This is a genomic window from Streptomyces panaciradicis, assembly GCF_023516615.1.
Lineage (GTDB): Bacteria > Actinomycetota > Actinomycetes > Streptomycetales > Streptomycetaceae > Streptomyces > Streptomyces panaciradicis.
In genome coordinates, this window is record NZ_JAMGBF010000015.1 from 48,327 (window position 1) to 71,464 (window position 23,138).

Annotated in this window: 24 protein-coding genes; 11 read left to right on the forward strand and 13 right to left on the reverse strand. The window is 74.0% G+C overall.

Translation table 11 applies throughout. The features are described from left to right. Positions 1-19: 19 nt before the first annotated feature. From M8J74_RS06370 to M8J74_RS06390, 5 genes are read right to left on the reverse strand one after another with little or no spacing between them, the layout of a single operon-like run. Positions 20-1,105, reverse strand: a complete 1,086-nt coding sequence (locus M8J74_RS06370) for a serine hydrolase domain-containing protein (RefSeq protein ID WP_249835469.1) — start codon at positions 1,103-1,105, stop codon at positions 20-22. After that, positions 1,102-2,025: a DUF6895 family protein gene (locus M8J74_RS06375; RefSeq protein ID WP_249835470.1), complete on the reverse strand. Its 924-nt coding sequence runs from the start codon at positions 2,023-2,025 to the stop codon at positions 1,102-1,104. Before M8J74_RS06375 ends, M8J74_RS06370 begins: the two co-directional genes overlap by 4 nt. After that, on the reverse strand, positions 2,022-2,975 hold the full coding sequence (locus M8J74_RS06380) for a DUF6895 family protein (RefSeq protein WP_249835471.1): 954 nt from the start codon (positions 2,973-2,975) through the stop codon (positions 2,022-2,024). Before M8J74_RS06380 ends, M8J74_RS06375 begins: the two co-directional genes overlap by 4 nt. Continuing rightward, positions 2,972-3,673 carry a hypothetical protein gene (locus M8J74_RS06385; RefSeq protein WP_249835472.1) on the reverse strand — a complete coding sequence of 234 codons (702 nt, stop codon included), beginning with the start codon at positions 3,671-3,673 and terminating at the stop codon, positions 2,972-2,974. Before M8J74_RS06385 ends, M8J74_RS06380 begins: the two co-directional genes overlap by 4 nt. 22 nt (positions 3,674-3,695) lie before the next feature. Further along, positions 3,696-3,881, reverse strand: coding sequence for a hypothetical protein (locus M8J74_RS06390; protein WP_249835473.1), 186 nt, complete (start codon positions 3,879-3,881; stop codon positions 3,696-3,698). Between the two features lie 266 nt (positions 3,882-4,147). Here M8J74_RS06390 and dhaK point away from each other — a divergent pair, with 266 nt between their 5' ends. Genes dhaK through M8J74_RS06405 form a run of 3 tightly spaced genes read left to right on the forward strand, consistent with a single transcriptional unit; the run spans position 4,148 to position 6,186 of the window. Next, positions 4,148-5,140 carry a dihydroxyacetone kinase subunit DhaK gene (gene dhaK / locus M8J74_RS06395; protein ID WP_249835474.1) on the forward strand — a complete coding sequence of 331 codons (993 nt, stop codon included), beginning with the start codon at positions 4,148-4,150 and terminating at the stop codon, positions 5,138-5,140. 43 nt (positions 5,141-5,183) lie between these two features. After that, positions 5,184-5,783, forward strand: coding sequence for a dihydroxyacetone kinase subunit DhaL (gene dhaL, locus M8J74_RS06400; protein ID WP_249835475.1), 600 nt, complete (start codon positions 5,184-5,186; stop codon positions 5,781-5,783). Then, complete coding sequence (locus M8J74_RS06405) at positions 5,776-6,186, forward strand: PTS-dependent dihydroxyacetone kinase phosphotransferase subunit DhaM (RefSeq protein WP_249835476.1); 411 nt, start codon at positions 5,776-5,778, stop codon at positions 6,184-6,186. The genes dhaL and M8J74_RS06405 overlap by 8 nt, the downstream gene beginning before the upstream one ends. A 145-nt stretch (positions 6,187-6,331) precedes the next feature. On the opposite strand, the gene M8J74_RS06410 is transcribed toward M8J74_RS06405, so the two are convergent. Beyond that, positions 6,332-7,027, reverse strand: a complete 696-nt coding sequence (locus M8J74_RS06410) for a glycoside hydrolase family 75 protein (protein WP_249835477.1) — start codon at positions 7,025-7,027, stop codon at positions 6,332-6,334. Between the two features lie 444 nt (positions 7,028-7,471). On the opposite strand from M8J74_RS06410, the gene M8J74_RS06415 reads away from it, so the two are divergent. Together M8J74_RS06415 and M8J74_RS06420 are read left to right on the forward strand one after the other, a co-directional pair. After that, positions 7,472-8,449, forward strand: a complete 978-nt coding sequence (locus tag M8J74_RS06415) for a fibronectin type III domain-containing protein (protein WP_372500120.1) — start codon at positions 7,472-7,474, stop codon at positions 8,447-8,449. Between the two features lie 166 nt (positions 8,450-8,615). Next, the gene (locus tag M8J74_RS06420; protein WP_249835478.1) at positions 8,616-9,176 is read left to right on the forward strand and encodes a hypothetical protein; all 561 of its coding nucleotides are present in this window, start codon (positions 8,616-8,618) and stop codon (positions 9,174-9,176) included. Between the two features lie 3 nt (positions 9,177-9,179). On the opposite strand, the gene M8J74_RS06425 is transcribed toward M8J74_RS06420, so the two are convergent. Further along, the gene (locus M8J74_RS06425; protein WP_249835479.1) at positions 9,180-9,731 is read right to left on the reverse strand and encodes a PadR family transcriptional regulator; all 552 of its coding nucleotides are present in this window, start codon (positions 9,729-9,731) and stop codon (positions 9,180-9,182) included. A gap of 22 nt (positions 9,732-9,753) precedes the next feature. Further along, positions 9,754-11,769, reverse strand: coding sequence for an NADPH-dependent 2,4-dienoyl-CoA reductase (locus tag M8J74_RS06430; protein ID WP_249835480.1), 2,016 nt, complete (start codon positions 11,767-11,769; stop codon positions 9,754-9,756). Positions 11,770-11,886: 117 nt separating this feature from the next. On the opposite strand from M8J74_RS06430, the gene M8J74_RS06435 reads away from it, so the two are divergent. Next, positions 11,887-13,035, forward strand: coding sequence for a M20 family metallopeptidase (locus M8J74_RS06435; RefSeq protein WP_249835481.1), 1,149 nt, complete (start codon positions 11,887-11,889; stop codon positions 13,033-13,035). A 374-nt stretch (positions 13,036-13,409) separates the two neighbouring features. Here M8J74_RS06435 and M8J74_RS06440 read toward each other — a convergent pair whose 3' ends face one another. Both M8J74_RS06440 and M8J74_RS06445 read right to left on the reverse strand, forming a co-directional pair. Continuing rightward, the gene (locus tag M8J74_RS06440; RefSeq protein ID WP_249835482.1) at positions 13,410-13,778 is read right to left on the reverse strand and encodes a hypothetical protein; all 369 of its coding nucleotides are present in this window, start codon (positions 13,776-13,778) and stop codon (positions 13,410-13,412) included. A gap of 105 nt (positions 13,779-13,883) precedes the next feature. Continuing rightward, positions 13,884-14,759, reverse strand: a complete 876-nt coding sequence (locus M8J74_RS06445) for a hypothetical protein (RefSeq protein ID WP_249835483.1) — start codon at positions 14,757-14,759, stop codon at positions 13,884-13,886. A 272-nt stretch (positions 14,760-15,031) separates the two neighbouring features. On the opposite strand from M8J74_RS06445, the gene M8J74_RS06450 reads away from it, so the two are divergent. Both M8J74_RS06450 and M8J74_RS06455 read left to right on the forward strand, forming a co-directional pair. Next, on the forward strand, positions 15,032-17,095 hold the full coding sequence (locus M8J74_RS06450; protein ID WP_249835484.1) for a SpoIIE family protein phosphatase: 2,064 nt from the start codon (positions 15,032-15,034) through the stop codon (positions 17,093-17,095). Positions 17,096-17,237: 142 nt separating this feature from the next. Beyond that, positions 17,238-17,993 carry a hypothetical protein gene (locus M8J74_RS06455; RefSeq protein WP_249835485.1) on the forward strand — a complete coding sequence of 252 codons (756 nt, stop codon included), beginning with the start codon at positions 17,238-17,240 and terminating at the stop codon, positions 17,991-17,993. Between the two features lie 157 nt (positions 17,994-18,150). On the opposite strand, the gene M8J74_RS06460 is transcribed toward M8J74_RS06455, so the two are convergent. After that, positions 18,151-18,936, reverse strand: coding sequence for a putative protein N(5)-glutamine methyltransferase (locus M8J74_RS06460; protein WP_249835486.1), 786 nt, complete (start codon positions 18,934-18,936; stop codon positions 18,151-18,153). Between the two features lie 174 nt (positions 18,937-19,110). After that, positions 19,111-20,157 carry a hypothetical protein gene (locus M8J74_RS06465; RefSeq protein ID WP_249835487.1) on the reverse strand — a complete coding sequence of 349 codons (1,047 nt, stop codon included), beginning with the start codon at positions 20,155-20,157 and terminating at the stop codon, positions 19,111-19,113. 81 nt (positions 20,158-20,238) lie between these two features. On the opposite strand from M8J74_RS06465, the gene M8J74_RS06470 reads away from it, so the two are divergent. Next, entirely contained in the window at positions 20,239-20,676 is a 438-nt protein-coding gene (locus tag M8J74_RS06470; RefSeq protein WP_249835575.1) for a MarR family winged helix-turn-helix transcriptional regulator, read from the forward strand. Here M8J74_RS06470 and M8J74_RS06475 read toward each other — a convergent pair. Beyond that, a complete protein-coding gene (locus M8J74_RS06475) occupies positions 20,640-21,383 on the reverse strand; it encodes a GNAT family N-acetyltransferase (RefSeq protein ID WP_249835488.1) in 744 nt (247 codons plus the stop codon). The genes M8J74_RS06470 and M8J74_RS06475 overlap by 37 nt on opposite strands. A gap of 275 nt (positions 21,384-21,658) precedes the next feature. Between M8J74_RS06475 and M8J74_RS06480 the strand changes: the two genes are divergently transcribed. Both M8J74_RS06480 and M8J74_RS06485 read left to right on the forward strand, forming a co-directional pair. Continuing rightward, the gene (locus tag M8J74_RS06480) at positions 21,659-22,264 is read left to right on the forward strand and encodes a sulfite oxidase-like oxidoreductase (RefSeq protein WP_249835489.1); all 606 of its coding nucleotides are present in this window, start codon (positions 21,659-21,661) and stop codon (positions 22,262-22,264) included. 49 nt (positions 22,265-22,313) lie between these two features. Then, on the forward strand, positions 22,314-23,033 hold the full coding sequence (locus M8J74_RS06485) for a ferredoxin reductase (RefSeq protein ID WP_249835576.1): 720 nt from the start codon (positions 22,314-22,316) through the stop codon (positions 23,031-23,033). The last annotated feature ends 105 nt before the right edge of the window (positions 23,034-23,138 follow it).

The following is a 23,138-nucleotide window of genomic DNA, read 5'->3' on the forward strand; positions in this document are numbered from 1 at the left end:
GCGCCGGGCCCGTCCGCCGTCACAGCTCCGCCAGCAGCCCGTACGCCGTGGCCACGAACGGGTCCTTCGCCCGGAACCGCCGGGTGCACACGGCCACCAGGGCCGTCCCGGTGTCCGGCCGGAAACCGAGGAAGGCCTGCTGGCCCAGGGTGGCGCCGCCGTGGAAGTACATGCCCGCGCCGTCGACCGGGTGCCGGAACCAGGCCACCGTGTGCACGTGCCGGTGCCCCAGGCCGCGTCGCAGGACGGGAGGGCGGGTCGCCCTGAGCGCGCCCGCCAGGGGCCACTCGCCGGGCCGGAGGTGGGCTTCGAGGAAGGTGAGCAGGTCGTGCGGGGTGGAGCGCAGGGCACCGGCCGCCTGGAAGCCGCCGGCGTCGAAGCCCGGGACGGGGGTGCGGCCGTCCTTGCCGTGACCCGTGGCGTCGCGGCCGTCGCTCGCCGGCGCCAGGGCCGTGTCGCCGAGCCCGAGGGGGCGCAGCAGGCGGTCGCGGACGAGGTCCTCCCAGGGGGTGCGCGTGGCCGCGGCGAGCGCGTGGCCGAGGACGGCGACCCCGAAGTTGGAGTAGTGCCATCGGGTCCCGGGCCGGCGGCGGGTGCGGTGCCGCAGGAACGCGTCGACGACGCGCTCGGCGGGGTAGCGGCCGTAGGGGTTGGTGCGCCAGGCGGGCAGGGCACGCAGGCGGAAGCCCGCCGGCAGGGCCGGGAGCCCGGCGGTGTGAGTGATGAGGTGCGCCAGGGTGGCGGGTGAGCTGTGCCCGGCGCGCCCCGGAGCCAGGAGACTCGCCGCGGTTTCGGTCCCGCTCACGGCACCGTGCCCGATCAGCTCGGTCAGCAGGGTCGCGGTGAACGCCTTGGTGGCCGACCCGATCTCGTAACGCAGTTCCTCGCGGGGGACGGCCGGGGGCGGCGCGGTTCCGCCGCTGCGGACCAGGCGCCGTCCCCCGAGGGACAGCGCGAAGACGGCGTCGGGGGCGTCCACGGCGTCGACGGCGGCCGCCAGCCGCGCCGAAAGTTCGGCGTCGTCCGCTCTCGTGGCGGGCCGCACCGTCGCGTCGTCCCCGTCGTCCGGGGCGGCGCCCGGCCACAGCAGCGCGGGGCCGGTCATGACGCCGCCTGCGTGAGGCCGGCCAGGGCGCGGGAGGTGGCCAGGGTGGAGGCGAACGCGGCGACGAGCGTCGGGTGGTAGACGGCGTCGAACAGTTCGTCGGGGTCGGCGATGTCGGGCATCTCCCGCACCGCGGGCATGGCGCCGTCGGCCCGCTGTGCCTCGGCGAAGCCCGCCCAGGCGCGCTCGTCCAGGGTGGGCCGGGGCAGGCAGGCGTCGACGACGAGGAGCTCGCCCAGCAGGTCCCAGCGCCGCAGGTCCAGCCAGTCGTCGATCCAGACCGGCAGCCAGACGGCGAGGTAGTCGGCGAGCCGGGGCGGCAGACCGCCGGGGTTCTCGCCCCAGTCGGTGAGGTGGAAGACCGCGTGCGTGACGTCGTAGGCGATGTGCCCCTCGACCGTCCACGGCTCGGGGGTGCGGGCCAGCCATGTCGCCTTCAGGGCCTCGTGCTCGGGCGGGCGCGGCCGGAGCCCGAAGCGGCGCTGGAACGCGGACAGGCCCAGCCGCCGGGTGGGGGTGACCTCGAAGGCGCACCAGCTGTCCAGGCGGTGGTCGAGTACGGCGGCCCGCTCGATCTCGGGCTGGTGGTAGCCGAGTTCCTTGAACGGCAGGTAGGTCTCGAAGGGGATCGGGGAGATCGGTTCGGTGCGCTGTCCGCGGACGAGCATGCTGCCGCCGCCCAGCGTCTCGCGCCAGACGTGGTCGAGGAGCCGGCGGGCCAGCTCGGCCTGGCGTGACCCGGCGACGCCCTCGCGGAAGAGGACCTTGCAGACGAGGGCGAGTTCGCCGACCGGTTTGAAGCGGTCCAGGAAGCCGATCTCCGGGTCCACGTCCGGTTCCAGCCGGAATCCGTCGCGGTGGGCCCACAGCCATTCGATCGCTCGGACCCCCACGGTGTGCAGCAGACGTGTGTCGGTCATCCGGGCACTCCTTGTCCGCCGGGCGCGAGCTGCGCGCCGCTGCCGGGCCGGCCTTCGCGGTCTGCCGTCAGGCCGGCCGCGAAGGCGGCCATCAGGGTGGAGTGGTAGCTGTGCGGGAAGTCGGCGCCGTCGGGCAGCGCTTCGAAGCGGCCCTCCTCCGGCAGGGCGCCACAGGCGTGCTGCGCGTCCGCGATGCGGCTCCAGGCGCCGCCGAGTGCCGCCGCGCCGGGTGGGGCGGGCAGGAGCGCCGCCGTGGCCAGCAGTTCGCTGGCGAGGTCCCACATCCGGGCCTCCAGGCAGGTCTCGAGCCAGGCCGGCAGCCAGTCCGCCAGGTAGCCGGCCAGCGTCTGGGGCACGCCGGGGCCGCCGCGGCCCCAGTCGGTGAGGTGGAAGACGACGTGGGTGACCGCGTAGCCGGACGCGCGTTCGAAGGTCCAGGGCTCGGGCAGTCCGCCGAGCCAGGTGCGTGCCAGCATCCGCTCCGGGGTCGTGTGCGGGCGCAGGCCGCTGGTCCGCCCGGCCAGCAGGACACCCAGGGAACGGGTGGGGTCCTGCTCGGTCAGCCGCCAGCCGCGGGTGCGGGCGACGGTGGCCGCGGCCTCCTCGTAGCCGGGGTGCCGCAGCCCCGCCGAGGCGAAGGCCGCGTAGACCTCCAGGGGGTAGGTGGCGAAGGGCTCGGCGCGCTGGAGGCGAAGGAACAGCTCGCCCTCGCTGGTCTCGCGCCAGGCGAAGGCGAGCAGGTCGTGCGCGCGGGCGTGGAGCGGGTCGGCCCGCGGTGTGCGCCGCGCGAGGGTCGCGCAGACCTGGACCAGTTCGCCGAGCGGCTTCCAGGTGCTGTTCACCCGGCCGTCCGGTGCGAGGGCGTCGTCGCCCAGCGCGAACCGGGCGCGGTGTCCCGCGACCCAGGCGAGCGCCGCCTCCTCCACCTGCCGGGTCGGGGCCGCCGTCATACGAGCGCTCCGGCGCCGGTGAGCCGCGCGGCGCGCACCTGGAGCAGCACCCGGGGGTCGTCGCCGCCCATGAGCTCCACGAAGTCGAGCCCGGCGGCCAGTCCCAGGGTCTCGGGCACGTCCGGCAGCAGGGTCAGCCAGCGTCCGGCGCCGGCCGCCTGCAGCCAGTCGCGCCGCCGCACCGCCCGGACGAAGCCACGGGCGACGTCGAGCGTCCTGGCGCGTGCGGCACGGGCCGGTGCGCAGTCCTGGCCGGGCAGCGCGAGCGACGCGAGGACGGCGAGCTGGTGGGTGAGGAACGGCCAGGGCACCCCGTCGAGCCAGGCCGCGTCGGGTTCGGGCGGTCGTCGTTCGTCGGAGCCCGAGCCGGAGGGGTCGGCCTGCCGGAGCGCGCGCCGCAGGGCCCAGTGGCTCCACCGGACGGTGGGCGGGGCCTCCGGTCGCGGCGGGAAGGCCTCCAGGGTGCGTCGGATGAGGTCGAGCCGGTCCGCGGTGGGCGGAATGCCGCACAGCACGGTCGGCAGCACGAGGTCGGCCCCCAGCACGCGTGCCGCCGCCAGCTCGAGGTCGCCGGACGGCCCACCGCCTGTGGTGATGTCGTCCGGCGCGTGGCCTCCGCCTCTGAGGGCGGAGGCCACACTCGAAGCCATGTCGAGCACCGCGTCCTGCAAGAGGGCGGAAGTACCTGACTGCTTCATCGGTTTGCTCCCGTCGCCGCGCTCAGCCCTTCTTGGGGCGCGGCGTCGGCGGGGACAGCAGAAGCGATCCGCCGCCGGACGACAGCGCCAGAGCGACGCATTCCCTGCTGTCCCGGTAGACGCCGTCGGGCTCGGCGGGGTCGAGGACCGCCTCGATGTCGATGTCGTGGACGCGGACCTCGTCGAGGATCTTCTCTGCGGAAGCCATAGCACCGTCTCCTTGAATTCGGGCTTTGGTGTTGACCCTGCACCTAGTGTCCGAATGGACCTGGTTAATGCGAGAAATCAGCAAATTTCATTTCTTACTTGTTCAATTTCCCCGGGACATGGTTACTGTTGCGTGCGGAAGTTGACGACAGAACATCCGACCGGCGAAAACACCGCGCACGTGACCATCGCCGCGACAACGCCGATACTTTTCCCATGTGAGCTGCCGGGACTGCGGCTCAGCGGACACGTTTCCCGGAGGTAGTCATGAAGATGCTCATCAATGTCGCTGAGACCGTGGTGGCGGACGCCCTGCGGGGCATGGCGGCCGCCCACCCCGAGCTGGCGATCGACGTCGAGAACCGGGTGATCGTCCGGCGGGACGCCCCCGTCGCCGGTAAGGTCGCGCTGATCTCCGGCGGAGGCTCCGGGCACGAGCCGCTGCACGGCGGATTCGTGGGCCCCGGGATGCTCTCGGCCGCCTGTCCGGGCGAGGTCTTCACCTCCCCGGTGCCCGACCAGATGGTGCGTGCCGCAGCGGCCGTGGACAGCGGGGCCGGCGTGCTGTTCGTCGTGAAGAACTACACCGGCGACGTGCTCAACTTCGACATGGCCGCCGAACTCGCCGAGGACGAGGGCATCCAGGTCGCCAAGGTCCTGGTCAACGACGACGTGGCGGTCACCGACAGCCTGTACACGGCCGGGCGGCGCGGCGTCGGCGGCACGCTGTTCGTGGAGAAGATCGCGGGCGCCGCCGCGGACGAGGGGCAGCCGCTGGAGCGGGTGGAGGCGATCGCCCGTCAGGTCAACGAGAACGCGCGCAGTTTCGGCGTCGCCCTGAGCGCGTGCACCACGCCCGCCAAGGGCAGCCCCACCTTCGATCTGCCCGCCGGTGAGCTGGAGTTGGGCATCGGCATCCACGGCGAGCCCGGCCGGGAGCGGCGGCCGATGATGACCTCCGGCGAGATCGCGGACTTCGCGGTGAACGCCGTCCTGGAGGACATGCCGCCGCGCAACCCGCTGCTCGTGCTCGTCAACGGCATGGGCGCGACACCGCTGTTGGAGCTGTACGGCTTCAACGCCGAGGTGCAGCGCGTCCTCACCGAACGCGGAGTCGCCGTCGCCCGCACGCTGGTCGGCAACTACGTCACCTCGCTGGACATGGCCGGGGCCTCGGTCTCCATCTGCCAGGTCGACGAGGAGCTCCTGCGGCTGTGGGACGCGCCGGTGAGCACGCCGGGGCTGCGCTGGGGCATGTGAGACACCGGACATTCGGGCCGTACCTACCACGCAAGGAGATCCAGTGCTCGACGCCGATTTCTTCCGCCGTTGGATGACGGCCACCGCCGCGTCCGTGGAGCGCGAGGCGGAACGGCTCACCGCCCTCGACTCCCCCATCGGGGACGCCGACCACGGCAGCAATCTGCAGCGCGGGTTCCGGGCGGTGACCGCCACGCTGGAGAAGGAGGCGCCGGACACGCCCGGCGCGGTCCTCACGCTCACCGGACGCCAGTTGATCTCCACCGTCGGCGGCGCGTCGGGCCCCCTGTACGGCACACTGCTGCGCCGTACCGGCAAGGCCCTCGGGGACGCCGCCGAGGTCAGCGAGGAGCAGCTGGCCGGGGCGCTGCGGGCCGGAGTGGACGCGGTCATGACGCTGGGCGGCGCCGCGCCGGGCGACAAGACCATGGTCGACGCGCTCGTGCCGGCGGTGGACGCGCTCGCCGACGGTTTCACCGCGGCCCGGGCCGCCGCCGAGCAGGGCGCGCTGGCCACGACTCCCATGCAGGCGCGCAAGGGCCGGGCCAGCTACCTGGGCGAGCGCAGCATCGGCCACCAGGACCCGGGGGCGACCTCCTCGGCGCTGCTGATCGCGGGACTCGCGGAGGCCAACGGTGAGTGACGACAAGACGGTCGGGATCGTCCTGGTCTCGCACAGCGCCGAAGTGGCCGCGTCGGTGGCCGAGTTGGCCAAGGGCCTGGCGGGCGGCGGCACTTCGGTGCTTGTCGCCCCGGCGGGCGGCACCGAGGGCGGGGGGCTCGGCACCAGCGCGGAGCTGATCGCCGCGGCGGCCGCCTCCGTGGACCGGGGGGCGGGGGTCGCCGTCCTCACCGACCTCGGCAGCGCGGTGCTGACCGTGAAGGCGCTGCTCGCCGAGGGCGACGAACTCCCCGGCAACACGCGCCTGGTGGACGCCCCCTTCGTGGAGGGGGCGGTGGCCGCGGTGGTCACGGCGGCCACCGGCGCGGACCTCGCGGCGGTGGAGGCGGCGGCCGCGGAGGCGTACACCTACCGGAAGGTCTGACCGCCCCGGCCGGGAACCCGCCTACCCGAGCCCCTCCGCGACGACGGCCAGGGCCGAGCGGACGATCCACGTCAACTCGTCCCGCGCCGTCGCCCGGCCGAGCCCCGCCTCGGCGGCACGCGCCGTCCGACGGATTCTCGGTGTCTCATCCGGCCCGCACGAACAGTCGCGCCAGGCGCCGGCCCGCGGCGACGGCGGCCGCGTGGTCCTCGATGGGCTTGACCTGCGAGTCCTTGAAGACGATGTAGGTGACCCCGGAGGGCGTCCCGCCGTGCCGGGGGTCGGGGGTGATGCCGAGGCCCCGGGCGGTGGCGTAGGAGGCCTCGCCGATGATGTCGCGCGGGCCGACGTCGCCGACCACCGCGTACTGCACCCGGTCCCGGTAGACGACCGCCGCGACCGAGCCGCCGCGTACCCCGTGGTCGCGGTGGTTCCAGATGCGGCTGACGGCGGGCACGACGATGTACGGCAGCCGTTCGGCGCTCAGATGGCGGCCGTCGGACTGCTGGTAGGCGGTCAGGGAGGAGAACAGCGGGTCGGTGCGGCGGTTGCAGCGCGGCCCGGCCCGGCCGTCGCAGTCGATGTCCAGGTCGGCCTTCCAGAAGACGGCGTCCCGGGTGCCGCAGACGGGGATGGTCGCCCGTCCCCCCTCGTCGCTGCGGTAGCGGCCGCGGGAGACCTGGGTGCAGCCGCGCACCTTGGCGAGCAGGTCGGCGGCGCTGACGTCGCCCTCCCGCCAGGCCACCGGCTGCGCCGCGAAGCGGGCGTGGACTGCGGGCGACGTCGTGGGGGCGAGCAGGGCGGCGCAGGCCGCGGCCAGCGTCAGCGACTGGACACGCACGATGGGGGGAGCCTCTCCTGGGGGACACTGACGAACACTCAGTCAATCTGACCCCGGTGCGCCCGCTCGGCCACCGCAAGGGGGCCGGACGGTGCACGACCCGAACGGCGGGCAGGGGCCGGGGACCTGATCCGGCGTCGGCTCAGGTCCCCCGGCCGCCCGTTCCCCGGCGCGGGATCAGCGACGACAGCGGCCCGCGCCACGGCATGAACTCCCGAGCCCTCGAGGAGAGTTCGGCCGTACGGAGCTTCAGCATACGTAACCTCCGCGGGCGGTCACCAACGCACCGGGGCCTACGACGGCCGAGCGCGCGGAGGGCCGCGCGGCGACACCCCTCCCGGCGCAGCCCGCCGACGGCGCGGTGACGCCCTCTTGTCGCGTCGGCCGCCGCGCCCCATATTGGTCCGTACCATTGCACGCCGTATTCGACCGGAGGGCCGTGCCGTGCGTCTCGCCGCCGTTCAGCCGCGCCGCTTCCTCGCCCTGTGCGGCGCCGTCGTCTGTGCGGCGGCGTGCGGTGCGCCGGGCCCGGGTGCCGACGACGGCCGGCTGCCGGGGGCGCCCGCGGGCGTCACCGCCACGGCGGGCAGCGCCGCCGACGTGCACGTGATGTGGGACGCGGTGTCCTCGACTCCCCGCGTCCGGCTCTACGAGGTGTACCGCGGCGCCACCCGAGTCGCCGAGGTGCCGGCCTCCGAGCACATGGTGGACGTCACCCGCCTCCGCCCCGCCACCGCCTACGTCTTCACCGTGCGGGCGCGCGACAGCGAGGGCCGGCTCGGACCGCCCAGCCGCCCGGTGCGCGCGACGACCCCGGCGGCCGTGGCCGCCGACGACACGGCACCCACCCGCCCGGGTCCGGCCCGCGGCCGGGTGATCGGCAGCCGTGCGGTCCAGCTGTCCTGGTCGGCGTCCCGGGACGACACGGCCGTGCTGTCGTACGACATCTACCAGGGCGGCTCGAAGATCCACACCGTGGGCGGGAACCAGACGGCGACCGTGCTCACGGGACTGCGGCCGGGCACCCGTTACGCCTTCTCCGTCCGCGCCCGAGACGCCGCCGACAACGTCTCCCCGCCCGGCGGCACGGTCCACCTGGCCACCCCGGGCTCCGACGACGGCCGCGGCACCGCGCCGGCCGCCTTCCGCGCCGGCTGCCACCGCGCCGACGGGGCGTACTACCTCGACCTCTCCTGGACCGTGCCGCGCACGGACGGCGTGGTCACGGAGTACCAGATCCGCCTGGACGGACAGCCCGCCACCTCCCTGGTGTACGGCGGCGACGCCCCGCGCGACCGGGCGCGCTACAGCTTCTACGTCGGCCGGGAGACCGGCGTCACGCACCGCGTGCGGGTCCGCGCCAGGCTGCCCGACGGCACCTGGGGCGGCTTCTCGGCGGAGCGGTCGGTGACGACGCGCTAGCCGGCGGCTCGCGACCGGACGGAGCAGTCCGTCACCTGCCCGGCGGCGCTCCGCATGCGTGAGGGGACGCCGCCGCGTTGGCTGACCCCGAGGCAGCACGGGCGTTTCCCGACCTCCGGCGGCGCAAGGGATGTTCCGCCGACCGTGCCGCCGGAGGGCAGTCGACATGCGCAACTCTCAGCCTCTGATCCGGACCGGCCTGGCCGTGGCAGCCGCCGCCGCGCTGCCCGTCGCCCTGGCCGCCGCCACTCCCGCCGCCGCGCTGGGTTCGGGGATCTCGGTGAGCACCAGCGGGTCCACCGTGTCGGTGACGACCACGGTGTGCAACCAGACCGCGAGCAACGGCATGTGGGGCACCGCCTCACTGCTCAACAGCAGCCAGGCGAACTTCTCCCAGGGCCGGCAGGTGGCCCTGTCGGGGACGACCAGCATCCAGACGGCCGCCTGGCAGGGAGTCAGCCCCGGCACCTACACGGTGATCGTGATGTGCGCCTTCAACAACAGCACCGCGGGCACGCAGTCCGTCATCGTCTCGGCGGCCACCGCGTCCCCCACCATCTCGACCACCTCCTCGCCGTCGCCGTCGCTGGGCGTGATGGGCGGTTTCGGCGGCGCCGTGCGCGACTACGGGCCGGTGACGCTGGGCGTGGGCAGCGCCCTGGTGGGGACGGGTGTCATCGCGACGGCCTGGTACCTGCGCCGCCGCACCAAGCCCCACCGGCTCTGAGCGTCACCCGTCCTCGGCGCCGGGCAGTTCGGCGAACTCCTCCAGCGCGTGGGCGAGCCACTGCGTCCAGAAGGTCTCCAGGTCGATGCCCGCCCGCAGCACGAGATGCCGCAGCCGGTCCTGGGCGCTGTCCCTGCCGGGCGGGAAGTCGCGCTTCTCGATCTCCTCGTACTCCGCCAACTGCCGCTGGTGCAGGGTGAGATGGCGGCGCAGATCGGCCTCGATGCCCTCGGTGCCCACGACGGCCGCCGCGCGCATCCGCAGCAGCAGCGTGTCGCGGTGCGGCCTCGGGTCCTGCGCGGCGGCGGTCCACCGCTGGAGTTCGGCACGGCCCGCGGGCAGGACCTCGTAGCTCTTCTTCTGCCCGCGGGCCGGCTGCTCGGTGGGCAGCGCCCGGATGTGTCCCTCGGCCTCCAGCCGTCCCAGCTCGCGGTAGATCTGCTGGTGCGTCGCCGACCAGAAGTAGCCGATCGACCGGTCGAACCGGCGGGTCAGCTCCAGCCCCGAGGACGGCTTCTCGAGCAGGGCGGTGAGGATCGCGTGCGGGAGGGACATGGAGTCATCCTAGGGACGGCCGCTACAGGGCGGCCGCGACCTCGGTGCCCTGCTTGATGGCGCGCTTGGCGTCCAGTTCCGCGGCCACGTCCGCCCCGCCGATCAGATGCGTGCTGCGGCCCGCGGCGACCAGCTCCTCGTACAGGTCGCGGCGCGGCTCCTGGCCGGTGCACAGCACGATCGTGTCGACGGGCAGCACGGTGGACTCCTCGCCGACGGTGATGTGGAGACCGGCGTCGTCGATGCGGTCGTAGCGCACGCCGGGGACCATGGTGACGCCCCGGTGCTTGAGCTCGGTGCGGTGGATCCAGCCGGTGGTCTTGCCGAGGCCGGCGCCGACCTTCGACGTCTTGCGCTGCAGCAGGTGCACGGTGCGCGGCGGGGCGGGGCGCTCGGGGGCGGCGAGTCCGCCGGGGCCCCGGTAGTCCATGTCGACGCCCCACTGGCGGAAGTACGTCGCCGGGTCCTCGCTCGCCTTGTCACCGCCGTCGGTGAGGAACTCGGCGACGTCGAAGCCGATGCCGCCCGCGCCCAGGACGGCGACGCGGTCGCCGACGGGCACGCCCTCGCGCAGGACGTCGAGGTAGCCCACGACGCTCGGGTGGTCGATTCCCGGGATGTCGGGGGTGCGCGGCGTGACGCCGGTGGCGACGACGACCTCGTCGAAGTCGGCCAAGTCGTCGGCGGTCACGGGGGTGTTGAGGCGTACGTCCACGCCGTGCGCGTCGAGCTGGTGGCGGAAGTAGCGCAGGGTCTCGTCGAACTCCTGCTTGCCGGGGACCTTGCGGGCGACGTTCAGCTGGCCTCCGACCTCGCTCGCGGCGTCGAACAGCACGACGTCGTGGCCGCGTTCGGCGGCGGTCACGGCGCAGGCGAGTCCGGCCGGGCCGGCGCCGACGACGGCCACGCGCTTGCGCAACCGGGTGGGCGACAGCACGAGTTCGGTCTCGTGGCAGGCGCGCGGGTTGACCAGGCAGGAGGTGATCTTCCCGCTGAAGGTGTGGTCGAGGCAGGCCTGGTTGCAGCCGATGCAGGTGTTGATGGCCTCCGGGGTTCCGGCGGCGGCCTTGGCGACGAAGTCGGGGTCGGCGAGCATCGGGCGGGCCATCGACACCATGTCCGCGTACCCCTCGGCGAGCAACTCCTCGGCCAGTTCGGGGGTGTTGATGCGGTTGGTGGTGACGAGCGGGATCGACACCTCGCCCATCAGGCGCTTGGTGACCCAGGTGTAGGCGCCGCGCGGCACGGAGGTCGCGATGGTGGGGATGCGGGCCTCGTGCCAGCCGATGCCGGTGTTGATGATCGTCGCGCCGGCCGCCTCGACGGCCTTGGCGAGGGTGACGACCTCGTCGAGGGTGGAGCCGCCGGGGACCAGGTCCAGCATGGACAGCCGGTAGACGATGATGAAGTCCTCGCCGACGGCCTCGCGCACCCGGCGCACGATCTCGACCGGGAAGCGCGTCCGGTTGTCGTACGAGCCGCCCCAGCGGTCGGTGCGGTGGTTGGTCTGCGCGGCGATGAACTCGTTGATGAGGTAGCCCTCGGAGCCCATGATCTCGACACCGTCGTACCCGGCCTGCCGGGCGAGGCGGGCCGCACGGGCGTAGTCGTCGATGGTCTGCTCGACCTCGGCGTCGGTGAGCTCGCGGGGCGGGAAGGGGCTGATCGGTGCCTGGAGGGGGCTCGGGGCGACCAGGTCCTGGTGGTAGGCGTACCGGCCGAAGTGCAGGATCTGCATCGCGATGCGGCCGCCGGCCCGGTGGACGGCCTCGGTGATCACCGTGTGCTGCTCGGCCTCGGCGTCGGTGGTGAGCTTCGCGCCGCCCTCGTAGGGCCGCCCGGCGTCGTTGGGCGCGATGCCGCCGGTGACGATGAGGCCCACTCCCCCGCGGGCCCGGGCGGCGTAGAACTCCGCCATGCGCTCGAAGCCGCGCTCGGCCTCCTCCAGGCCGACGTGCATGGAGCCCATGAGGACGCGGTTGGGCAGGGTGGTGAAGCCCAGGTCGAGCGGGTTCAGCAGGTGCGGGTAACGGCTCATCGGGCCCCTCCGTGCGCGGTGTCGTGTCTGTAGTTCTAGAGGACGGGGGAGGCTTTGTGCAACTAGTTGCACAACCATGGGGGCGTGACTCCGGCCACCGTCGGGCACAGTCACCGCATGACCGCGGAGACCGTCGAGCTGGCCCAGGAACTGATCCGCCGCCCGAGCCGCGGCGGGATCGACGACCACGGGCCCGTCCTCGGCGTCCTCGACGACTGGCTGGGCGCGCGCGACCTGCCGCGACGGCGGCTGCGGGACGACTCCGGCCGGACGGTCGCCCTGCTCGTGGAGATCGCCGGCGGCCGCCCCGGGCCCTGGTGGACGCTGGACGCCTGCGTCGACACCGCCCCTTACGGCGACGAGGACGCCTGGTCGTTCCCGCCGGTCGCGGGGGACGTGGTGGACGGGTGGCTGCGGGGGCGGGGCGCGGCAGACTCCAAGCTGGCGGCGGCGCTGTTCTGCCGGATCGCCGCCGAGGTGCGCGAGCGGGCCGGTGAGCTGCGCGGGGGGCTCGCCGTGCTGCTGGACGCCGACGAGCACACCGGCCGCTTCGGGGGCGCCCGCGCGTATCTCGCGGACTCGGCGGCGGTGCGCCCGGCCGGGGTGATGATCGGCTATCCGGGGCCGGACGAGGTCGTGGTCGGCGGGCGGGGGCTGTGGCGGGCCACGCTCACGGTGCACGCCGAGACCGGCCACTCGGGATCGAGGCGTCCGGCGCCGGGTGCCGTCTCCCGCGCCGCCCGGCTGGTACAGCTGCTGGAGCAGGCCGAACTACCGGACGCGGAAGGGGAGTTCCCGTTGCCGCCCCGGCTGACGGTGACCTTCTGCCACGGCGGAGAGGGGTACTCGGTGGTCCCCGGGCGGTGCGAGGTGGGCGTCGACATCCGCACCACACCGGGCTTCGGCGCCGAGGACGCGGAGGCCGTCGTCCGCGCCGCGGTCGCCGAGCTGGACGCGCGGCTGCCCGGCCCCCGGCCGACCGGGGTCACGCCGGTGGCGTCCTGGCCGCCGTACCGCCTGCAGGAGGACCGGCAGCCGGCCGCGGCGCTCCTGGAGGCCGCCGCCCGTGAGGGGCTCGCCGTGCGGGCGAAGACCGCGGGCCCGTCGAACATCGGCAACCTGCTGGCGGCCGAGGGCATCCCGGCCACCGCCGGCTTCGGCGTCCACCACGAGGGCCTGCACGGCGTGGACGAACGGGCCCGCCTGACGGACCTGCCCAAGGTCCACGCCGTGTACCGCCGCGCGGTCCTCACCCTGCTGTCCTGAAGCGCACCCCAAAGGGGCGCGGTGAACTGCGCGACCAGCCACGACGAAGCCGCGGCCCGCCGACCAGCGCCCCTCGCCACGCAACCCGGCACCCAGCACCACCCCCGTCAGCGACTCGGCGCCGCGCCACCTCCCCCACCCCAGGGGCGCGGGGAACTGCGCGACCAGCCACGACGAAGCCGCGGCCCGCCGACCAGCGCACCTCCCCACGCAACCCGGCACCCAGCACCACACCCGTCAGCGACTCGGCGCCGCGCCACCTCCCCCACCCCAGGGGCGCGGGGAACTGCGCGACCAGCCACGACGAAGCCGCACACCGCCGACGACCGCCCCCGGCACACGTGACCCGGCATCCGCCACCCGGCCCGCCCCCCTCAGCGGCTCTCCAGAATCACATGCAGCTCCCGCTCCTGATCGCCCGAGGCGAAGGAGAGGTCCCGTACCGAGAACAGGGGATCCAGCGTGCTGCGCAGCCGCTCGATCGCCCAGTAGCCACCCTGCGCGTCGACCGAGACCGAGGACGCCAGGCGGGCAGGTGGCGGACAGGAGTGGGCGTCGGTGACCTCGAAGGTGCCGAGCCACACCATCGGCCGGGTCTCGTGCAGCTGCTGGGGCACGTCGTCGGCGCCGCGGTCGGACTCGAAGCACGCGCACAGCGCGTCGAACACGATCCGGGCGTCCTCCTTGCTGCAGCCACTGATCTCGAGGGAGACGGGCTCCTCGTGCGATCGTTCGCGGTCCATGTCCTGATCGCTCCTCTCGTGGAGGTGACGCGGCACGGCGGGTTCCCCGCGAACCGCGTCACATCCCCAGAAAAGCACCACTGCGGTCAGCGGACCAGCGAGGGCTCAGCTCTTGGTGAACCGGTAGGTCTTGCTGTCCGTCAGCACGCAGAAGCCCGGCGAGACGACGATGACGCGCAGGGTGCCGTCCCGGCGGTCGTAGTCGATGCCCTCCGCCTCGAACGTGCCCGAGCAGGAGCTCCTGAGCGGCAGCTGCCGCAGCGCCGTGACATGGCCGGTGACGTCGGACGTGCCGTTCGCCGGAGCGGACAGGTCGACCTGCAGCAGGGGTTTGGTGACCCCGAACAGCGTGCCCGCGGGGTCGTCCGAGGAGCACAGCAGCCGCGTGGCGGTGACGAAGTCGCAGCCCTGCACGTCACGGACGGCGTGGTCGAGGACGACGGTGGAGACCTGCGGGAGGTTCGCCGAGGGCGAGGTGGCGGCGTTGACGCCGGGCGTCGGGAAGACGAGGAAGCGGCTCATGGTGCCGTACTCCCCGGACAGCATCCCCTGTCCGTCGGGCGAGATCGCCACCCACGAGTTGTTCAGCGCCTCGCCGGAGCTCAGCGTGTGCGTGTACTCGGACCAGGCGCCGCCGGGCGCCTGCACCCGGAACATCTTCGCGGTGCCCGAGTCGGCCTGGTACGGCTCGACGTAGTAGCCGTTGGCGGAGGCGTCGGGGTCGCCGACGTGGTTCCAGCCGCGGCTGGACAGGGAGACGGGGATGGTGCCGATGCCGGTGTAGCGGTTGGGGCTGCCGGCCGGGACCTCCACCGAGGCCAGCCCCTGGCTCTCGGTCAGCGGGTCGGCACGGTCGGAGCCCACCTCGGTCCAGGTGTCGGCGGCCGACGCGGGCGGCGCGGCCGACAGGACGGCGGCGGTGGCGAGGGCGAGGGCGGCGGTCAGAACGGCGCGACGACGTTGCCGGGCACGCAGGGGCATGCGAGGGCTCCTCGATGGGGGGCGGGGTGTTCCTCGGCGGTCAGTCTGACCGGACCGGAGAGTCATGTACAGACCAACTCAGCCTCGGAGGCTGCCGGTTCGGTGACACCGCGTACCCGGTAGTGTCGTCACGGCTACGGCGACGGCCCGGTCCTGTCGAGGGATGGTGGAGGTGTCGACGGAGACCTCACGAAGACGGTTGGGCGCGGGAGAAGATGGGGAGTCGGCACGGGGGACGGCGTGCCGCGCGAACGGCGAAGGCGGTGCCTGCCATGGGTGCACCCGGGTTTCCGGTGGCCGACGGCCACGAGCCGGTGCGGCCGAGCGGCCTGCTCGACGTGCTCGGCATGGCTTCGGTGGTGCTGGACGCCGAGGGCCGCATCGTGCTGTGGAGCCCGCAGGCCGAGGAGCTGTTCGGCTACCCGGCGCGCGAGGCGCTCGGGCAGTACGCGGCCCGCATCATGGTGCACGAGCAGCACCTCGACCTGGTGATCAAGCTCTTCGCCGACGTCATGGTCACCGGCCAGAGCTGGGCCGGCGCCTTTCCCATCCGCCGCAAGGACGGCACCACCCGGCTGGTGGAGTTCCGCAACATGCGGCTGCTGGACGACCGGGGTGACGTCTACGCGCTGGGGCTGTGCGCCGACCGCTCGACGGTACGGCGGCTGGAGCGGGACGTGGCGCTGTCCACGCGCATGATCGCCCAGTCCCCGATCGGGCTGGCCGTCCTGGACCTCGATCTGCGCTACGTCTCGGTCAACCCCGCACTCGAGCGGCTCAACGGCATTCCGGCGGACAAGCTCATCGGCAGGTCGATGCGCGAGGTGCTGCCACACCTCGACGTCGACGCCATCGAGGCCGCCGCACTGGAGGTGCTGCGCACCGGCCGCCCGCTCGTCGACCGGCTGACCGTCGGCCGGACCCCGGCGGATCCGGTGCGGGAGCACGCCTGGACGATCTCCCTGTACCGCCTGGAGGACGCGGTCGGCACCGTACTGGGCGTGGCCGCCATGGTCGTGGACGTGACCGAGCAGCACCGGGCGGGCGTCGAGGCCGAGGCCGCGCGGCGGCGGCTGGCCGTCATCGCGGACGCCACGACCCGTATCGGCACCACCCTGGAACTGGAGCGCACGGCGCGCGAGCTGGCCGAGGTGGCCGTGCCGGAGCTCGCCGACGTGGCGGCCGTGGACCTGCTGGACGCGGTGGTCGCGGGCAGACGCAGCATTCTCGGGCCGACGGAGCCGGCGGTGATGCGCGCTCTGGCGGTGCGCGCCGACGACGCCCCGGAGGCGCTGCGGGCGGCCGACCCGCCGGGGCAGGTGGCCCGCTACGGCCCCGACCGCCTGGTCACCGAGTGCGTGCGCACGGGCCGGCCGGTCATGCTGGCCCGGGTCGAGGAGGCCGACCTGCCGCGCATCGCCCGCTCCGCGGAGGCGGCCGAGCAGCTGGCCCGGGCGGGCGTCCACTCCTATCTGGCGGTGCCGTTGATCGCGCGCGGCGAGGTGCTGGGCGCCCTCGACCTCAAGCGCACCCGCAACGCGCTGCCGTTCACCGAGGACGACCTGCTGCTCGCCCGGGAGCTGGCGTCCCGCGCGGCCGTGCAGATCGACAACGCCCGCTGGTACCAGAACGCCCGCGACACCGCCCTCACCCTCCAGCGCAGTCTGCTGCCCAGCCATCCGCCGGTGACCGGGGGCCTGGAGGTCGCCTCCCGCTACCAGCCGGCGGGCGCCACCAGCGAGGTCGGCGGCGACTGGTTCGACGTGATCCCGCTGGAGGGCGGCAAGACCGCGCTGGTGGTGGGCGATGTGATGGGCAGCGGCATCACGGCGGCCGCCACCATGGGCCGGCTGCGCACCGCCACGAACACGCTCGCCTCGCTGGACCTCGACCCGGCCCGGCTCCTGGAGCACCTGGACCGCATCACCGAGGACCTGGACCACTCCATCGCCACCTGCGTCTACGCCGTCCACGACCCGGAGCTGCGGCAGTGCCGGATCGCCAACGCCGGGCACCTGCCGCCGGTCCGGCTGCGCGAGGGCCATCCGCCGGAGCTGCTCGAACTGCCCACCGGGGCGCCGCTGGGCGTGGGCGGGGTCGCCTTCTCCACCACCACGGTCGACCTGGGCCCGGGCGACCGGCTGGTCTTCTACACCGACGGTCTCGTCGAGACCCGTCAGCATCCCCTCGACGAGCGCCTGGACGCGCTGCTGTCGCTGCTCGACGGGCCCGACCGTCCTCTGCAGGAGGTCTGCGACCTGTTGCTGCGCACGCTGCACCAGCCGGACAACTCCGACGACGTGGCCCTGCTCATCGCGCGGGTGCAGCAGCCGTAGCGACCACCCGGGGGCCCGTCAGGGGGAGCAGCGCACCCGGTTTTCACAGGTACTGATTATCCGGCCCTTATCGCGCTCCTCGCACAATCACAGCTAGGCATGGCATGGGGATGCCGGGTGCCGTGACCGATGGGAGCGCGCCGTGACACACGATCCGCACGAGGAATCCGCCGCCGGTGGCGGGCCGTCCGAGCGCTACGGCGAGACGGCACCGCAGTGGGAGGTGATGACGGGTCCGGGTGGCGCGGAAGCCACGTCGGAACCGGCCTGGGACCGCGTGTGGCGGCGGCGCTCCGGCCGCGCCCGGGCGGTGATCGCGGCCACGACCGTCGCCGTGCTGGCCCTCGGCGGCACCGTCGCCTACGCCGCCACCTCGGGCGGTCCGGCCTCGGGCGCCACGCCGTCCGCGTCGGGGTCGGCCGCGCCGTCCCCGGACGGGCCCCGGGGCGGGCACGGCGGTCACTGGTTCGACTTCGGCGGCATGGGCGTGCACGGCGAGTCGACGGTGAAGGACCAGGACACCGGCACATGGGTGGTACGGGTCTGGCAGCGCGGGAGCGTCGAGAAGGCCGGCGGGGACCAGGTCACCGTCAAGAGCGAGGACGGCGCCGTGTGGACGTGGACCGTCGACTCGGGCACCACCGTCCTGCACGACGGCACCAGGGGCAGCGGGACCGGCGCCCTGAAGAAGGGCGACACGGTCTTCCTGGTGGGCACCCGCTCGGACAGCGGGACCAGGACGGCACTGCGGGTGCTGTCCGGGAGCTTCGACGGCAAGGGACCGGGCGGCAACCGCTCGGACCCGCGCTGGCGCGGTGGCTTCCCGGGCCACGGCCGGCACGGCTGGGGCATGCCCGGCCCCTCGGCGAGCCCCTCGGGCAACGGGGCGACGACCTGACGGGCCCGGGCCGGGCCTGCCCCGGCGGCTCCCCCGGCCCCGCCCGCCCCGTCGACGCGTTCCCACGGCTTCGGTCGGCGTGAGCGGACACCGCCGGGTGCCACCACGTCAGGGTGCCCGGCGCTCCTTCGAACGGCCCCGCACCGGCCCGGCCGCGTTACGGCCCGACGCCGATCACCACCTGGGCGTACAGCTCCTCGGAGACCGCGGTCGTGGCCATCAGCCCGGCGCCGGAGAACGCGTCGACGGCCGTCTCCGCCTGGCGTTCGCTGGTCTCCACCAGCACACATCCACCCGGTGCGAGCCAGTCCGGCGCCTGAGCGGCGACGCGGCGCAGGACGTCCAGGCCGTCCGTGCCGCCGTCGAGGGCGACGAGCGGTTCGTGGTCGCGGGCCTCCGCGGGGAGCAGGCCGACCTCGCCGGTGGGGACGTAGGGCACGTTGGCCGCGAGGATGTCGATCCGGCCGCGCAGGTCGTCGGGGAGTGCCTCGAAGAGGTCTCCCTCGTGGACCCGCCCGCCGGCGTCGGCGATGTTGCGCCGGGCGCAGCGCACGGCGGCCGGGTCGATGTCGGCGGCGTGCAGTTCCACGGCGCCGAGGGCGGCGGCCAGGGCCGTGCCGACGGCGCCCGAACCGCAGCACAGGTCCACCACGACCGTCGCCTCGGGGGCGTGGGCGAGGGCCTGTTCGACGAGGAACTCGGTGCGACGGCGGGGCACGAAGACGCCGGGTTCGACGGCGATCCGCAGACCGCGGAACTCGGCCCAGCCCAGGACGAGTTCGAGGGGAAGTCCGGCGGCCCGGCGCTCGACGAGCGCGGCCAGCTCGTCCGGTGTGCGGGCGGCGGCGAGGAGCAGCCGGGCCTCGTCCTCGGCGAAGACGCAGCCCGCGGCACGCAGCGCGGACACGACCGAGTCCCGGACGGTCAGGGGGAAGGGTGGCATGGAGCCGAGAGCCTTTCGATGGAGCGAAGGGCGCTCTCGCGGTCGCCTAGCGGCGGTGATCCGCGTCGACGCGAGGAGCGAGCACCCGAGCTGACACAGCGGTAATGGGTCTCACCTCCTCGGTCACCGGCGGCCGGGGCGATCCGCGGCCGGACGGCAACATTACCCCAACGCTCAGACACCGACGGCCTCATCGGCCTCCTCCTCTTCCGCCTCCTGCGCCGCCGCGGCCTCGCGCACCGCCGAAGTGTCCGCGGCCGCGGGCGCCTTCGCCCGCTCGTGGGCCGCCGCGACCGCCGTGACGGCGAGTCCGAGCAGCAGCCAGACCGTCAGCGTCCAGAGATTGTGCGACAGGCCGTCACGGCCGAAGTAGAGCAGGCTGCGCACGCCCTCGACGAAGCCCGCGCCGTTCCAGAAGGCGTGCAGGGTGCCGAAGAAGGCGTTCTGCAGGTCGGGGCGGAACAACCCGCCGGAACTGGTGAAGTTGAGCATCACGAACAGCACCATCATGGCGAGGGTGGTCCAGCGCTTGAGGAAGGTGTGCAGGCCCACGCCGACGAAGAGGATGCCGGCCGAGTACAGCCAGGCCATGCCCCACACCCCGGCGAGGTCGTGGTGCGCGAGGTGGAAGACGGGTCCCGCGAGCAGCGCGCCGATGCCGCTGACGACGGCGGAGACGCCGGGGGCCAGCAGGGCGCGGATCCGCATGGGCAGGGCCGCGCCGGCGGCGCCGAGGGCCGCGACGGAGGCGTAGGAGCCGATGCTCAGGGCGATCAGCAGGAAGAACAGGCCCTGTCCGGTGGGGTCGTCGGCGGCCGGGGCGGCGATGTCCGTGACCTTCAGGGCGGCGCCCCGCTCGGCGGCGACGGGGGCGAAGACCCTCTGCGCCGCCGTGGCGTCCATGTCGGAGGCGGCGGTGGCGACCACGAGCTCCGGGGACTTCGCGGCGGGCACGTAGGCGCCCGTGATGTCCCGGGACCTCAGCAGGCCGACGGCCTCGGCCCGGGTGCCGACCGTGCGGACGTCGAGCCGGTCCCCCGCCTCGTCCTTGAGGGTCTGGGCGAACACCTTCGTCCCGGGGCCCGAGCCGACGACGGCGACGGGCAGGTGATGGGGCTCCGGGGTCACGAACGCCCCCATGTACGCGAGCCCCATGCCGATGCACATCAGCAGCGGGGTGATCAGATGCGCGAGCACGTGGCGCAGTGCCGGGGTCCTCATCGCTCACCGCCTCCAAATGGTTGGCTTATACAACTCTCACTCAAGTTGTACTATACAACCAGTGGCGTGAGGGAGGTTCCGGTGGACGCGGACGAGGCGGTGGAGACGATCCAGCGCGAGATGACGGCTTTCGCCCGGCGGGCCCGGGCCTCGGCGGGGCGCATGCATCCCGAGCTGTCGCTCGTGTCGTACACCCTGCTCGGGCACCTGGAGGAGCGCGACGGCTGCCGGGCCACCGATCTGGCGGCCCACTACGCCCTGGACAAGTCCACGGTGAGCCGTCAGGTGGCGGCGCTGGAGCGGGCCCGGCTGGTCGAGCGGCGCGTGGATCCGGACGACCACCGGGTGCAGGTCCTGCACCTGACCGAGGCGGGCCGCCGGATCCTCGCCCAGGTGACGGACAGCCGCCGGGCCGCGTTCCGGGAGCGGCTGGCGGACTGGCCGGAGGAGGATCTGCGGCGGTTCGCCGGCTATCTGGCGCGCTACAACGCGTGGGCCACGCCCGGCGAGGAGGGCTGAGGCGCTGCCGGCTCCCTGGCTTGTGCGAGGTGTTCGGGGGCGCGGGCCGCCAGGAAGGCGGTCGTGCGGCGGAGCCGGAAGCCGAGGGTCTCGTACAGGCGGATGGCGCCGGTGTTGCGGGCGGAGGTGTGCAGGAACGGGGTCTCACCGCGCTCGCGGATGCCGTGGGCGACGGCGAGGATCAGCCGGGTCGCCAGTCCCTCGCCGCGGACGGCGGGGTCGGTGCAGACGGCGCTGATCTCGGTCCAGCCCGGCGGACGCAGCCGCTCCCCCGCCATCGCCACCAGAACGCCGTCGCGGCGGATGCCGAGGTAGGTGCCGAGCTCGACGGTGCGCGGCAGGAAGGGACCGGGCCGGGTGCGCGCGACCAGGTCGAGCATGTCGGGCACGTCGGCGGGGCCGAGCCGGACGGCCTCCGCGTCCGGCGCGGCGGCCAGGCCGTCGTCGACGAGCTGCACGCCCTCGACGTGGAAGACGACCTCCCAGCCGGCGGGCACCTCGGGGCAGTAGCCGTTCAGCGGCACCTCCGCTCCGGGGCCCGCGAGCGCGGCCAGGTCGGCCCAGTCGCCGGCGTCGGGTTCGTCGGGCAGCGCGAGCCACGGCGAGACGTCCACCGGATAGCGCAGCACCCGTCCGCGCCGCTCGGCGAACCGGGCGTGCGGGCCGGTCAGGGACGCGAGGGCCGGATTGTCGAGGACGTGGCTCATCCGGCGGCCTCGACGACGACCTCGTCCCGGACCTCGACACCGGCGGCCTGAGTACCGCCGTACCGCGTGCCGCCGTACGTCTTCGGCATGTGCTCTCCCTCTCCCTCGCGCTCGCCCCTGCCACAGGCGGCAAGCAAGATCGGGGAGCGGCTATTCCCGGGGCCCGGAAGACGTCACACGCCGTTCACGAAGCGGGGGTCCCCGGCCCCGGGGCATACCTGACGTGCACGTACGGTTGAATGCGTGAGAACCGACCTCCCTCCCGCTGGATCCGTATGAACGTCACCCGAGGCTTCACCGGGCGTCCCCGCGTCGCCGATCCGGGCCTGCCGCCCGGTCAGTACGACGCGGGCGACGACTGGCCCGTGCTGTCCGCCGAGGTCACGCCCGAGCTGGCGGCGGCCGACTGGACCTTCCGCGTCGACGGGCTGGTGAAGCGGCCCCGGACCTGGGACTGGGAGCAGGCGCACGCGCTGCCCGGCTCGGCGTACGACGGCGACATCCATTGCGTGACGGGCTGGTCCAAGTTCGGCGTGCGGTTCGCGGGCGTGTCCCTGGACGCGTTCCTCGACGCGGCGCGGCCTCTGGCGTCCGCCACGCACGCCGTCGCGTACGCGCACACCGGGTACACCGCCGGTCTCCCCCTGGCGGACCTGACCGGCGGGAAGGCCTGGATCGCCTGGGAGTACGACGGCAAGCCGCTGCCCGCCGAACACGGCGGTCCCGCACGGCTGCTGGTGCCGCACCTGTACTTCTGGAAGAGCGCCAAGTGGATCGCGGGCATCCGGCTCCTGGACCACGACGAGCCCGGTTTCTGGGAGCAGAACGGCTACCACGAACGCGGCAACCCCTGGGAGGAGCAGCGGTACTCCGGTGACTGAGCGACCGACCCAGACCCGCCCTGTGTTCGTCCCCCCGACGCGCTTCGCCGTGCCCGGCCGGATCGAGGTGAGCGACGGGGGCGCCGCGCGGTGGCAGACCGCGACGCTGACCGAGATCCGGCGCGAGACGCCGCGCGCCTCGACGTTCCGGTTCGCGGTGCCGGCCTGGACGGGGCATCTGCCCGGTCAGCATCTGATGCTCCGGCTCACCGCCGAGGACGGCTACGTGGCCCAGCGCCACTACTCGATCGCCTCCGCGCCGGACGACGGCGGGCACATCGAGCTGACCCTCGACCACGTCGACGGCGGCGAGGTCTCGGGCTGGTTCCACACGGTGGCGCGGCCCGGTGACCGGGTGGAGGTGCGCGGCCCGGTGAGCGGCTTCTTCGCCTGGCCCGGCGACCGGCCGGCGCTGCTGATCGGCGCCGGCTCCGGCGTCGTACCGCTGATGTCGATGGTGCGCCACCGCCGGGCGCGCGGCCTGGACGTGCCGCTGCGGCTGCTGGTGTCCGCGCGCGGTCCGCGGGAGCTGATCTACGCGCGGGAGTTCGGCGCGGAGACGACACCCGTCTTCACCCGGAGCGCTCCCGAGGGCGTGCCGGTGGGTCGTCTGGCCGCCTCCCATGTGGCGCCGCTCCTGGCCGACGGGCCTGCCGGCGGCTGGGAGGCCTATGTGTGCGGCTCGAACGCCTTCGCCGAGCACGCCTCCCGGCTGCTCGTCGCGGCCGGCCAGCCCGTCGACCGGATCCGCATCGAACGCTTCGGCTGACGCCCGTCCGCCGCCTCCCACGGTGAGCGATCTTGCCGCCGCCGGGTACCCGCTTCCCCGGGAACTCGCGCGCGCACGCGGCGCGGAGGGACAATACGGACCGGA